This is a genomic window from Streptomyces sp. NPDC046915 (genome assembly GCF_040644935.1).
Classification (GTDB): Bacteria; Actinomycetota; Actinomycetes; order Streptomycetales; family Streptomycetaceae; genus Streptomyces.
In genome coordinates, this window is sequence record NZ_JBEYXB010000005.1 from 38,152 (window position 1) to 50,713 (window position 12,562).

Here is a 12,562-nt window from a genome sequence, read left to right on the forward strand (position 1 = left end):
CGCGGTGTCTTGGGCTCTGTTCTAGAGGAGGGACAAGCCATTGTGCAACTAGTTGCATAAGCCTGGGAGGGTGAGTCCGGCCACTTTGTAACTACTAGTATGTACACTCAGGGTGCACCCGGCCCCGCACGCATACAGGAGCCCGCCCATGCCCTTCGTCCGCATCGACGCCCTCGGCACCGACCGCACCCGCCTGGAGGCCCTCGGCCGCGCCGTCCACGAAGCGCTGGTGGAGACCCTCGGCATCCCGCCCGACGACCGGTTCCAGGTCCTCACCGGCCACGACGGCGTCACCGGCACCCTGCGCCACGACGACTACCTCGGCGTCCACCGGGACGAGGGTGTCGTCTTCGTCGCGATCACCATGCGCTCGGGGCGCACGCCCGGCCGGAAGCGGGCGCTGTACCGGCGGATCGCGGAGCTCGCCCACGCCTACGCGGGCACCGAGCCGCGCAATGTGCTCGTCACCGTCACCGAGAACGAGTCGGTCGACTGGTCCCTCGGCCACGGGGAGGCGCAGTACGCCCCGGGCGCCGATGGGGCGGCCGGGGCGTCGTGAGCGGCCGGAAGACGGGTCAGCGGCTTTCGAGGCGGAGGTGGAGGTCCCTCTCCTGGTCGCCGGAGGCCGCACAGGTCTCCTGGACGGTGAACATCGAGTCCAGGCTGTGCCGGAAGCGGTCCACCGCCCAGTAACTGCCCTGGACGTCCGCCTGGACGGGCGAGCCGAGGTGCACCGGCGGGCAGCCCTGCCCGCGGGCGTCCGCGACGTCGTAGGTGCCGAGCCACACCATCGGACGGCTCTCGTGGAGTTGCTGCGGCACCTCTTCGGGGGCCCGGTCCGAGGCGAAGCAGGCGCTGAGCGCCTCGAAGACGAGTCGGGCGTCGTCCTTGGAGTATCCGCTGATCTCCACCGAGACGGTTTCCGGATGCGACCGCTCCGTGTCCTTCATGATCGCTCCTTTCCTGGCCGCGCTGCGGTGGAACGGGGTACCCCGCCGAACCGCGTCCATCCCCAGGAAAGCACCACCGACCGCCCGTCACACCTCTAGCCGCGCGTGAACTTGTACGTCTTGCTGTCGGTGAGCACGCAGAAGCCCGGGGACACCACGATCACCCGCAGGGTGCCGGTACGCCGGTCGTAGTCGATGCCCTCGGCCTCGAAGGTGCCGGAGCAGGCGCTGCGCAGCGGCAGTTGGCGCAGCGCCGTGACGTGGCCGGAGACGTCCGCCGTGCCGTTCGGCGCGCCCGACAGGTCCACCTGGAGGAGCGGCTTGGTCATGCCGAAGAGCGTGCCCTCGGGGTCGTCGGAGGAGCACAGCAGCGTCGTCGGGGAGGAGAAGTCGCAGCCCTGGACGTCGCGCACGGCGTGGTCGAGGTTGACGGTGGAGACCTGCGGCAGGTTCGCCGAGGGCGAGGTGGAGGCGTTCACGCCCGGGGTCGGGAAGACCAGGAAGCGGGTCATCGTGCCGTACTCGCCCGCGAGCGTCCACCGGCCGTCGGGCGAGATCGCGACCCAGGAGTTGTTCAGCGCCTCCCCGGAGCCCAGGGTGTGGACGTACTCCGACCAGGCGCCGCCGGGTGCCTGCACCCGGAACATCTTCGAGTTGCCGGAGTCCCGCTGGTACGGCTCGATGTAGTAGCCGCCGTACGAGGCGTCGGGGTCGCCGACGTGGTTCCAGCCGCGGCCGCTCACGTCGGAAGGGATGGTGCCGATGCCGGTGTACCGGTTGGGGCTGCCGGCCGGGACCTCGACCGAGGTCAGGCCCTGGCTCTCGGTGAGCGGATCGGCGCGGTCGGAACCGGTCTCGGTCCAGGTGTCGGCGGCGGAGGCGGGCGCGGCGGACACGGTGAGGGAGAGGGCGGCGGCGGTGGCGACGACGACGAGTGCGCTGAGGGCTGCGCGACAACGTTGCCGGACGGACGCGGGCAGGGGCGCGGGCATGGCCGACTCCTCGGGCGGGGGGTGGTGATCGGTCGGCCGACAGTCTGGACCGAGCGCTTGATCATGTACAGACCAAAAGCACAACAGGGGCGTGAACTCCGGGGTGTCGCGGTGGAGAAAGCCGTCGGCTGCGTCGGAAAGTCCGGGGCGGGCACGGTAGAACAAGGGGACGCGGCACTGGGGAAGGCGTGCCGCGCGGACAGCAGGAGGCGGTGCGTGGCATGAGTGCAGCCGAGGCTCCCGTGGGCGCGGGCGGGGAGCCCCTGCGCGGACCGGTGCGCCCGAGCGGGCTGCTCGACGTGCTGGGCGTGGCCTCGGTGGTGCTGGACTCCGACGGGCGCGTCGTGCTGTGGAGCCCCCAGGCGGAGGAGCTGTTCGGCTGGTCGGCGCAGGAGGCGCTGGGGCGGTACGCGGCCCGCCTGATGGTGCACGAGCAGCACATCGAGCTGGTCGGCGAGCTCTTCGCCGACGTGCTGCGCACCGGGCAGGACTGGGCCGGGGGCTTCCCCATCCGGCACAAGGACGGCAGCACGCGCCTGGTGGAGTTCCGCAACATGCGGCTGCTGGACGACCGGGGCGACGTGTACGCGCTGGGTCTGGCCGCGGATCAGTCGACGGTCCGCCGGATGGAGCAGGAGCTGGCGCTGTCCGGGCGGATGGTGCAGCAGTCGCCGATCGGGCTGGCCGTCCTGGACACGCGGCTGCGGTACGTCTCGGCCAACCCGGCGCTGGAGAAGATCAACGGCGTGTCCGCCGAGGAGCACGTCGGGCGGACCCTCCGCGAGGTCGTGCCGCTGCTGGACGCCGACGCGCTGGAGTCCGCGGCCCGCCGGGTCCTTCGGACGGGCGCGCCGGTCGTCGACCGGTCCACCGTGGGCCGCACCCCGGCCGACCCGGACGAGGACCACGCCTGGTCGGTGTCGCTGTACCGGCTGGAGGACGCCACGGGCACCGTGCTCGGCGTGGCGGCGTCGATGGTCGACACCACCGAGCAGTACCGGGCGGGCGTCGAGGCGGAGACCGCGCGGCGCCGCCTCGCCCTGATCGCCGACGCCTCGGCGCGGATCGGCACCACGCTGGACCTGGACTGCACCGCCCGCGAGCTGGCCGACGTCGCCGTGCCGGAACTCGCCGACGTGGCCGCGGTGGACCTGCTGGACGCGGTAGTCGAGGGCCGCCCCAGCAGCCTCGGGCCGTCCGAGCCGGCGGTGATCCGTGCCCTCGCCGTCCGCGCGGAGGACGCGGAGGACGCCCTGCGGGCCGCCGACCCGCCCGGGCAGATCGCCCGTTACGCGCCCGACCGGCTGGTCACCGAGTGCGTACGGACCGGCAGCCCGGTCCTGGTGGCGCGGGTGAAGGACGAGGACCTCCCGCGCATCGCCCGCTCCGCCGAGGCGGCGGTGCTGCTGGACCGGGCGGGCATCCACTCGTATCTGGCCGTACCGCTGATCGCGCGCGGCGAGGTGCTCGGTGCCCTCGATCTCAAGCGTACGCGGAACCCGGAGCCCTTCGGCGAGGACGACCTGCTGCTCGCCCGGGAACTGGCCGCCCGCGCGGCCGTGCAGATCGACAACGCCCGCTGGTACCAGAACGCCCGCGACACCGCGCTCACCCTCCAGCGCAGCCTGCTGCCCGGCCCTCCGCCGGCGACCACCGGCCTGGAGGTGGCCTCCCGTTACCAGCCGGCCGGGGCCACCAGCGAGGTCGGCGGCGACTGGTTCGACGTCATCCCCCTGGAGGACGGCAAGACGGCGCTGGTCGTGGGCGATGTGATGGGCAGCGGCATCAGCGCCGCCGCGACGATGGGCCGGCTACGGACCGCGACCGCCACGCTGGCCGCGCTCGGTCTGGATCCCGCGGTGCTCCTGGAGCACCTCGACAAGACCACCTCGGGGCTCGACCACTCCATCGCGACCTGTGTGTACGCCGTCCACGACCCCCATCTGCGCCAGTGCCGGATCGCCAACGCCGGGCACCTGCCGCCGGCGCACGTGCGTCCCGGCCGCCCGCCGGAGCTGCTCGACCTGCCCACGGGGGTGCCGCTTGGCGTGGGCGGCGTGGGTTTCTCCACCGTCACCGTCGACTTCGCCCCCGGCGACGAGCTCGTGTTCTACACCGACGGTCTGGTGGAGACGCGCCGGCACTCGCTCGACGAACGCCTGGACGCCCTGCTCGCCCTCCTCGACGACCCGGCCCGCCCACTGGAGGAGGTCTGCGACCTCCTCCTGCGCACGATGCACCACCCCGACAACCACGACGACGTGGCGCTCCTCATCGCACGGGCACAGGAGCCGGCCTGACAGGGCCTAGGCACCGCGCTCGGGCCGCACGCCGACCACCACATGGGCGTACAGCTCATCCGACACCGCCAGCCGCGTCGTCAGACCGGCGCGGGTGAAGGCGTCGACGGCCGCCGGGGACTGGCGTTCGCTCGTCTCGACCAGCAGGCAGCCGCCGGGGGCGAGCCAGTCGGGGGCCTCACCGGCGACCCGGCGCAGGACGTCGAGGCCGTCGGGGCCGCCGTCGAGGGCGACGAGCGGTTCGTGCTCGCGGGCCTCCGCGGGCAGGAACCCCACCTCGCCGGAGGGGACGTACGGCACGTTGGCCGCGAGGATGCCCACGCGGCCGCGCAGGCCGTCGGGCAGCGCCTCGAACAGGTCGCCCGCGTGGACCTGACCGCTGTACGGGGCGACATTGCGGCGGGCGCAGCGCACCGCTGCGAGGTCGATGTCGGCGGCGTGCAGCTCGACCCGGCCGAGCGCGGCGGCCAGCGCCGCGCCGACCGCGCCGGAACCGCAGCACAGGTCGACGACGACGGCCGCGTCCGGCGCCTGGGCGAGGGCCTGGTCGACGAGGAACTCGGTGCGGCGCCGGGGTACGAACACGCCGGGTTCCACGGCGATGCGCAGGTCGTGGAAGTGGGCCCAGCCGAGGACGTGTTCGAGGGGCAGTCCGGCGACGCGCCGGTCCACCATCATGGCGAGTTCGTCCGGGGTGCGGGCGGCGGCGAGGAGCAACTCCGCCTCGTCCTCGGCGAAGACGCAGCCGGCGGCGCGCAGCACCGTCACGACGGCGTCGGGCGAGAAGGGGGAAAGAGGGGGCATGGAAGCCGAGAGCCTTTCTTCGGGCCTGGGGCCGAAGGGCGCTCTCACGGTCACCGGTGCCGGTGATCCGTTCCGTCGCGAGGAGAGAGCACCCCGGCTGACACAGCGGTAATGGGTCTCACCTCCTCAAGGGCCTGGGGCCGCGATCGTCCGCGGCCGACGGCCACCTTACCCCAGCCCGATCGGGCGCCGGCCGCGCGGAGTTCGCCCCGGCGGCACACCGGCGGGCTATTTGTACTATGCAACAAGAAAGGTGGAGGAGGCGGACCCGTGACGACAGCCCAGACGGCGATCGAGACCATCCAGCGCGAGATGACGATCTTCGCCCGGCGGGCCCGGGCCTCGGCGGGGCGCATGCACCCCGAGCTGTCGCTGGTGTCGTACACGCTGCTCGGACACCTGGAGGAGGTCGTCAGCTGCCGGGCCACCGACCTCGCGGCGCACTACGCCCTGGACAAGTCCACGGTCAGCCGCCAGGTGTCCGCGCTCGAGCGGGCCCGGCTCATCGAGCGCCGCCCGGACCCGGCGGACCACCGGGTCCAGCTGCTGCATCTGACCGAGGCCGGCCGGGAGATCCTCGCCCAGGTCACCCGGCGCCGCCGGGCGGCCTTCCGGGAGCGGCTCGCGCACTGGCCGGAGGAGGACCTGACGCGGTTCGCGGCGTACCTGGAGCGGTACAACGCCGAGCCGCCGGAGGTCGCCGAGGCGGAGTGAGCGGACCGCCGGGTCACGCCACCGGCACGGCCTCCAGGCCGTCGGCCAGCCGCTCGGGAGCCCGCGCCGCGAGGAAGGCGGTGCGACGGCGGAGCCTGAACCCCAGCGACTCGTACAGCCGGATGGCGCCCGCGTTGCCCGCGCCGGTGTGCAGGAACGAAGTCTCGCCGCGTTCCCTGATGCCGTGCGCGACCGCGAGGATCAGCCGGGTCGCCAGGCCCTCGCCGCGGAAGGCGGGGTCGGTGCAGACCGCGCTGATCTCGGTCCAGCCGGGCGGGTGCAGCCGCTCCCCCGCCATCGCGATCAGCGTGCCCTCGCGCCGGATGCCCAGATAGGTGCCGAGCTCGATGGTGCGGGCCTCGAACGGGCCGGGCCTCGTGCGCTCGACCAGGTCGGCCATCTCGGGTACGTCGGCGGGGCCGAGGCGGACCGCCTCCGCGTCCGGGGCGGCGGTCAGGCCGTCGTCGACCAGTTGGACTCCCTCGATCCGGAAGGTGATCTCCCAGTCGTCCGGAACCCGTCCCCGGAAGCCGAGCAGCGGCACCTCGGCCCCCGGTCCCGCCAGCGCCGCGAGGTCCGCCCAGTCCTCGGCGTCGGGCTCGTCGGGCAGGGCCAGCCACGGGGAGACGTCGACCGGATAGCGCAGGACCCGGCCGCGCCGCTCGGCGAAGCGGGCGTGCGGGCCGGTCAGGGCGGCGCGGGCGGGGTTGTCGAGGACGTGCGGGGTCCCGGTGGTCATCGGGCGACCTCGATCACGATCTTGCCCCGGGCGTGCCCTTCCTCGACGGCGCGCAGGGCCTGCGCGGCGCGCTCCAGCGGGAAGGTCCGGGTGACGTGCGGGTCCAGGTCGCCCTTGACGACCAGGTCCGCCACCGCGTCCAGGACGGCGGCGGTGCGGGCGCGGGCCACCCGGGCGCCACCGAGGTCCGCCACGGTCTGCTCGGGCGCGCCCGCGGTGATCAGCCTGGTCCGGTCGGTGAGCAGTCCGGCCGCCTCGGCGAGCACCTCGCCGCCGACGAGGTCGAAGACGCCGTCGACGCCGGCGGCCGCGGCGGCGCGCACCCGTCGGGTCAGGTCCGGCCCGGCGGGCACGTGCACCGCGCCCAGCGACTGGACGAACTCCCTCTTGCCCTCGCTCGCCACCCCCACGACCCGCAGCCCGAAGGCACGGGCGATCTGGGCGGCGGCGGCCCCGACCCCGCCGCCCGCGCCGGTGATCAGCAACGTCGCGCCCGCCGGCAGGGCGAGCTGGCGCACGCCGTCGTAGGCGGTGGCGGCGGCGACCGGCAGGGTGGCGGCGGCGGCGAAGGAGAGGGCGGCGGGCTTGTGCGCGGTCACCCCGGCGGGCAGCAGCGCGTACTCGGCGTACCCTCCGGCTGCCGTGTTGCCGAAGACCTCGTCCCCGACGGCGAATCCGCTCACGCCTTCGCCGATCTCCTCGACGACTCCGGAGACCTCGTTGCCGAGTACGGCCGGGAACTCGCGCTCGCCCCGGTCGTCGGGGCGGCGGTAGCCGGTGCGCAGCTTCCAGTCCACCGGGTTCACGCCCGCCACGCGGACCGCGACCAGGAGCTGACCGGGGCCGGGGGCCGGCCGGTCCACGTCCACGAGGGCCTCGGTCTCCGGTCCGCCGTACCGCGTGAAGACGTACGCCTTGGGCATCTGCTTCCTCACTCTCCTTGCGCTGCTGTCGCCGGGACGCCGGCGTCGGCACTTCAGCGCCAAGCAGGAACGCGGGACGGCTATTCCCTCACCGGCCCGGAGTTCACACGACAGCGGTGCCGGGGCCCGGCGAGGGGCACTGACCAGGGACGGAGCACCGGCGGGGACAGCGTACGGTTGAAGCATGAACGTCACCCGAGGCTTCACCGGGCGTCCGCGCGCCGCCCGTGCGGGGCTGCCGCCCGGCCAGTACGACGCCGGCGACGACTGGCCCGTCCTGTCCGCCGAGGTCACCCCCGACCTCGCGCCGGCCGACTGGACGTTCCGCGTCGACGGGCTGGTGGCCGAGCCGCGCACCTGGGACTGGGACGAGGCGCACGCGCTGCCCGGATCCGCGTACGAGGGCGACATCCACTGCGTCACGGGCTGGTCGAAGTTCGGGGTGCGGTTCGGGGGCGTGTCACTGGACGCCTTCCTCGGCGCGGTCCGGCCCCACGGATCCGCCACCCATGCCGTCGCCTACTCGCACACCGGCTACACCGCCGGCCTGCCGCTGGCCGACCTCACCGGCGGGCGCGCCTGGATCGCGTGGGAGTACGACGGCGAGCCGCTCGCCGCCGAGCACGGCGGGCCGGCCCGGCTGCTGGTGCCGCACCTGTACTTCTGGAAGAGCGCCAAGTGGATCGCCGGCATCACCCTGCTCGACCACGACGAGCCGGGTTTCTGGGAGCGCAACGGCTACCACGCGCGGGGCAACCCCTGGGAGGAGCAGCGGTACTCCGGTGACTGAGACGGTGACCACGACGACGTTCACTCCCCCTACGCGTTTCGCGGTGCCCGGACGCATCGAGGTCGGCGACCCGGCCGCGTCGGTGTGGCAGACGGCCACGCTCACCGGCATCCGGCGGGAGACGCCCCGTACCGCCACGTTCCGGCTCGCCGTGCCGGCCTGGGCGGGGCACCTGCCCGGACAGCATCTGATGCTGCGGCTCACCGCCGAGGACGGCTATGCGGCGCAGCGCCACTACTCCATCGCGTCCGCGCCGGACGGCTCCGGGCACATCGAGCTGACCCTGGACCACGTCGAGGGCGGCGAGGTCTCCGGCTGGTTCCACACGGTGGCCAGGCCGGGTGACACGGTCGAGGTGCGCGGCCCGCTGAGCGGCTTCTTCGCCTGGCCGGGCGACCGGCCCGCGCTGCTGGTCGGCGCCGGCTCCGGGGTCGTACCGCTGATGTCGATGGTGCGGCACCACCGGGCGCGGGGACTGTCGGTGCCGCTGCGGATGGTGGTGTCCGCGCGCACCCCCGAGGAGCTGATCTACGCGCGCGAGCTGGGCGCGGAGACCACGGCCGTGTTCACGCGCCGGGCACCGGAGGGTGTGCCGGTGGGACGTATGGCGGCGGCACATGTGGCTCCGCTCCTGGCCGAGCAGCCTCCTGGTGGGTGGGAGGCCTATGTGTGCGGCTCCAACGGCTTCGCGGAGCACGCCTCGCGGCTGCTCGTCGCGGCGGGACAGCCCGTCGACCGGATCCGCATCGAGCGCTTCGGCTGACCGGGGGCGCGCCAGTGGGCGTCCAGCGGCGCTGTGGGGCCCTTTGCCATGCTCGGCTCCGCCGCGGGTGAGCGAGCTGCTCCGTACGGGGTACGAGACCGGTGTGGACGCTCGCATGCGTGCGACGTGCGCGGGGAGGGGTGGACCGGCTCCGGGCCGGGGGGCCGGCCGGTCCTCCGGCTCGAGTGACGGCGAGGAGGCCGACATGCGAACCCGGGTGCGCGGATGGCGCTGGCGGCGCAATCCGCTGCGACGCCGGTCGGACGTCGTGGAGGCGTGGACGGCGCTGGCCGTCGCCGTCCTGCTGTTCGTGGGCGCGCCCCTGGCCGGGGCACTGGCGGGCCTGTGGGCCCACGGAGAGGCGCGGACCGTGGCCACGGCGCAGCGGGCGGAACGCCACCGCGTCCGTGCCGAGGTGATCGGCGACGCGCCGGAGCGGCTGCCCTCGGTGGGCGACCGGCAGGCCTATCGGACGACGGTGCGCTGGGCGGAGCCGGGCAAGGGGACGCGCACGACGTCGGCCCGGGTCCCGGCGGGGGCGCATCAGGGTGACGTGGTGGACGTGTGGTTCGACTCCCGGGGGCGCAGCGTCGCCCCGCCGCCGGACGATGTCGCGGTCTGGCAGCACACCGTCAGCGTCGGCGTGTGCGTGGCGGGCGGCGCGGCGGCCGTTCTCCTCCTCGGCCACGGCATGGCCCGTCATGTCTCGCTGCGGCATCGGCTGGACGAGTGGGAGCGGGAGTGGGCCCGCACTGGGCCGGGCTGGACCCGGCGCAGGGCTTGACCCGGCCGGCGCGGGAGCCGGGGCTCGGGTCCCGGAGAGGGCCTGGCGAGTCCTCCGACCACCCACGTACGGTGTGATCACCCGCACGTTCTCACTCAAAGGCGGTTGTTGATGGCCCTGTTCGATCTTCCCCTGGACGAACTCCGCGCGTACCGCAGTGAGTCCGCCGAGCCCGAGGACTTCGACGCCTTCTGGTCCAAGACGCTCCAGGAGGCCCGAGAGCACGACCTGGACGCCCGCTTCGAACCGGTGGACACCGGGCTGTCCACCGTGGCGGTGTACGACGTGACGTTCGCCGGGTTCGGCGGCCACCCGGTGAAGGGCTGGCTGACCCTGCCCGCCGGAGCCGGGGAACCGCTGCCGCTGGTGGTGGAGTTCGTGGGCTACGGCGGCGGGCGCGGGCTGCCGCACGAGCACCTGCTGTGGGCGTCGACGGGCCGGGCGCACTTCGTGATGGACACGCGCGGCCAGGGCAGCGCCTGGGGCGGCGGGGGCGGCACCGCGGACCCGGTGGGCGGCTCCCCCGCGTACCCCGGCTTCATGACCCGGGGCGTCGACGCGCCCGAGAACTACTACTACCGCCGGGTGTTCACGGACGCGGTGCGCGCGGTCGAGGCGGCCCGTTCGCACCCGCTCACCGACGCGGCGCGGACCGTGGCGACCGGCGGGAGCCAGGGCGGCGGCATCACCCTCGCGGTGGGTGGGCTGGTCCCGGACCTGGTGGCGGTCGCCCCGGACGTGCCGTTCCTGTGCGACTTCCCGCGCGCGGCGACCCTGACGGACCGGCACCCGTACCGGGAGATCGGTCTGTACCTCAAGACGCACCGCGGGCGGACCGAGGACGTCCTGCGCACGCTGTCCTATTTCGACGGCGTCCACTTCGCGGCCCGCGGCCGGGCGCCCGCCCTGTTCTCGACGGCCCTGGAGGACCAGACCTGTCCGCCGTCGACGATCTTCGCGGCGTTCAACGCCTGGTCGCACGACGACAAGGGGATCGAGGTGTACGAGTTCAACGACCACGAGGGCGGCGGACCGTATCAGGAGGCGGCGAAGCTGCGCTGGCTGCGGTCGTACGCCTGAGGGGCGGCGGATGGACACACGGGAGGCCGCGGAGCGGTTCGTCCGGGTCTGGGAGCGGGCCTGGGCCACGCACGACGTGGCGGCGCTGCTGGAGTTGTACGCCGAGGACTGCGTGCACCGGTCGATGCCGTTCCGCGAGCCGCACCGCGGGCGGGCGGCGCTCGGGGCGTATCTGCGCTGGTCGTTCGTCGAGGAGCGGGTGACCGGCGTGCGGTTCTCGGCGCCGGTCGTCGCTCCGGACGGCGTCGCGGTGGCGGAGTTCCTGGTCCTGGCGGAGGAGGACGGCGTGCCGTCCACGCTGGCGGGCTGCGTCTTCGCGCGGTTCGACGAGGAGGGACGTGCCGTGGAGACCCGGGACTACTGGCACACGGCGGACGGTCACCGGGAGCCCACCGGGAGGCTGTTCTTCCGCTGACCGCCATTGTCCATTCCCCGCCCTTCCCTCCAGTCCGACCAGTCGGTACGTTCAGGGAGCCCGGGTCGCGGCGTCGCGGCCCGGGCTCACGGCGGACGACGGAGGGCTGATGTCCGGGGACGAGGCTCACGAGGTGCGGGTGCACGGCCACTGCGACGCCCGCTTCACGGCGGTGCGGCGGGCGTTCGAGGAGAACTTCCGGGACCGGGACGAACTGGGCGCCGGGGTGGCGGTGACGGTCGGCGGCGAGACGGTGGTGGACCTGTGGGGCGGCTGGGCGGACGCGGCCCGCACCCGCCCGTGGCAGCGGGACACACTGGTCAACCTCTGGTCGACCTCCAAGGGACCGGTGGCGCTGTGTGCGCACATCCTCGCCGACCGGGGGCTGCTCGACTTCGACGCGCCGGTCGCCGACTATTGGCCCGAGTTCGCGGCGGCGGGCAAGGAGAAGGTCCTCGTACGGCATCTGCTGTCGCACCGCGCCGGACTCTCCGGCCCGCGCGAACCGCACTCGCTGCGGCAGCTCTACGACTGGGCGCTGACGACCGCGCGGCTCGCGGCGACCGAGCCGTGGTGGGAGCCGGGGACGCGGTCCGGGTATCACGCGCTGACGTACGGCTTCCTGGTCGGCGAGGTGGTCCGGCGGGTCTCGGGGCTGCTGCCGGGGACGTTCCTGGAGCGGGAGGTGACCGGGCCGCTCGGGATCGACTTCCGGATCGGTCTGCCGGAGCGGGAGGCGGGCCGGGCGGCCGAGCTGGTGCATCCGCGGGCCGCGACGAGCAGTGAACAGGCCGCGATCTTCAGCCAGTTGACGCCCGCGGCGATCGCGGCGCTCACCAATCCCGCGGTGGGCGCGGAGGAGGCCAACACGCCCGAGTGGCGGGCCGCCGAGATCCCGGCCGCCAACGGGCACGGCACGGCGCGGGCGGTCGCCGAGCTGTACGGCGTCTTCGCCGGGCGCGGGACGTGCCGCGGCCGGCGGGTGCTGTCCGCCGAGGCGGCCGAGCGGGTCCGCGAGGGCCAGGGCAGCTGCCGTGACCTGGTACTCGGGGCCGGTTTCGAGGACGAGACGGAGATCGGGCTGGGACTGTGGCTGAGCGGCCCGAACGGCTCGTACGGCCCCAATCCGCGCGCTTTCGGACACGACGGCTTCGGCGGATCCTGCGGGCTCGCCGACCCGGAGGCGGGCGTGTCCCTGGGCTATGCGATGAACCGGATGGGGCCGCACATCGCCGACGACCCGCGCAAGACGGCACTGGTGGACGCCCTGTACCGCGCGCTGTGACGCGTGCGTCCCGCGGTTCGGTT

Annotated in this window: 14 protein-coding genes; 9 read left to right on the forward strand and 5 right to left on the reverse strand. The window is 73.9% G+C overall.

The features are described 5' to 3' along the window. Positions 1–148 precede the first annotated feature (148 nt). Positions 149–559, forward strand: coding sequence for a tautomerase family protein (locus tag ABZ915_RS14150; protein ID WP_361801119.1), 411 nt, complete (start codon positions 149–151; stop codon positions 557–559). A gap of 16 nt (positions 560–575) precedes the next feature. Here the strand turns inward: ABZ915_RS14150 and ABZ915_RS14155 are convergent, their stop codons facing one another. Continuing rightward, entirely contained in the window at positions 576–950 is a 375-nt protein-coding gene (locus ABZ915_RS14155; RefSeq protein WP_361801122.1) for a hypothetical protein, read from the reverse strand. 95 nt (positions 951–1,045) lie between these two features. Continuing rightward, complete coding sequence (locus ABZ915_RS14160; RefSeq protein WP_361802425.1) at positions 1,046–1,930, reverse strand: hypothetical protein; 885 nt, start codon at positions 1,928–1,930, stop codon at positions 1,046–1,048. A 233-nt stretch (positions 1,931–2,163) separates the two neighbouring features. Between ABZ915_RS14160 and ABZ915_RS14165 the strand changes: the two genes are divergently transcribed. Further along, positions 2,164–4,242 carry a SpoIIE family protein phosphatase gene (locus ABZ915_RS14165; RefSeq protein ID WP_361801125.1) on the forward strand — a complete coding sequence of 693 codons (2,079 nt, stop codon included), beginning with the start codon at positions 2,164–2,166 and terminating at the stop codon, positions 4,240–4,242. A gap of 6 nt (positions 4,243–4,248) precedes the next feature. On the opposite strand, the gene ABZ915_RS14170 is transcribed toward ABZ915_RS14165, so the two are convergent. Further along, a complete protein-coding gene (locus ABZ915_RS14170) occupies positions 4,249–5,046 on the reverse strand; it encodes a putative protein N(5)-glutamine methyltransferase (protein WP_361801127.1) in 798 nt (265 codons plus the stop codon). A 312-nt stretch (positions 5,047–5,358) separates the two neighbouring features. Between ABZ915_RS14170 and ABZ915_RS14175 the strand changes: the two genes are divergently transcribed. Continuing rightward, positions 5,359–5,760, forward strand: coding sequence for a MarR family winged helix-turn-helix transcriptional regulator (locus ABZ915_RS14175; protein ID WP_361802428.1), 402 nt, complete (start codon positions 5,359–5,361; stop codon positions 5,758–5,760). A 13-nt stretch (positions 5,761–5,773) separates the two neighbouring features. Here the strand turns inward: ABZ915_RS14175 and ABZ915_RS14180 are convergent, their stop codons facing one another. Together ABZ915_RS14180 and ABZ915_RS14185 are read right to left on the reverse strand one after the other, a co-directional pair. Further along, positions 5,774–6,499 (reverse strand): GNAT family N-acetyltransferase, encoded by a 726-nt coding sequence (locus ABZ915_RS14180; RefSeq protein ID WP_361801130.1) that lies wholly within the window; start codon positions 6,497–6,499, stop codon positions 5,774–5,776. Further along, a complete protein-coding gene (locus ABZ915_RS14185; protein WP_361802431.1) occupies positions 6,496–7,422 on the reverse strand; it encodes an NADP-dependent oxidoreductase in 927 nt (308 codons plus the stop codon). Before ABZ915_RS14185 ends, ABZ915_RS14180 begins: the two co-directional genes overlap by 4 nt. A 184-nt stretch (positions 7,423–7,606) precedes the next feature. Between ABZ915_RS14185 and ABZ915_RS14190 the strand changes: the two genes are divergently transcribed. From ABZ915_RS14190 to ABZ915_RS14215, 6 genes are all read left to right on the forward strand, one after another. Beyond that, positions 7,607–8,212 carry a sulfite oxidase-like oxidoreductase gene (locus tag ABZ915_RS14190; protein WP_361801133.1) on the forward strand — a complete coding sequence of 202 codons (606 nt, stop codon included), beginning with the start codon at positions 7,607–7,609 and terminating at the stop codon, positions 8,210–8,212. Then, a complete protein-coding gene (locus tag ABZ915_RS14195) occupies positions 8,205–8,975 on the forward strand; it encodes a ferredoxin reductase (RefSeq protein ID WP_361801136.1) in 771 nt (256 codons plus the stop codon). Before ABZ915_RS14190 ends, ABZ915_RS14195 begins: the two co-directional genes overlap by 8 nt. Before the next feature lie 205 nt (positions 8,976–9,180). Beyond that, positions 9,181–9,759: a hypothetical protein gene (locus ABZ915_RS14200; RefSeq protein ID WP_361801139.1), complete on the forward strand. Its 579-nt coding sequence runs from the start codon at positions 9,181–9,183 to the stop codon at positions 9,757–9,759. Between the two features lie 111 nt (positions 9,760–9,870). Then, positions 9,871–10,839, forward strand: coding sequence for an acetylxylan esterase (locus ABZ915_RS14205; RefSeq protein WP_361801142.1), 969 nt, complete (start codon positions 9,871–9,873; stop codon positions 10,837–10,839). A 10-nt stretch (positions 10,840–10,849) separates the two neighbouring features. Continuing rightward, complete coding sequence (locus ABZ915_RS14210) at positions 10,850–11,254, forward strand: nuclear transport factor 2 family protein (RefSeq protein ID WP_361801145.1); 405 nt, start codon at positions 10,850–10,852, stop codon at positions 11,252–11,254. Between the two features lie 109 nt (positions 11,255–11,363). Further along, positions 11,364–12,539: a serine hydrolase domain-containing protein gene (locus tag ABZ915_RS14215; RefSeq protein ID WP_361801148.1), complete on the forward strand. Its 1,176-nt coding sequence runs from the start codon at positions 11,364–11,366 to the stop codon at positions 12,537–12,539. The last annotated feature ends 23 nt before the right edge of the window (positions 12,540–12,562 follow it).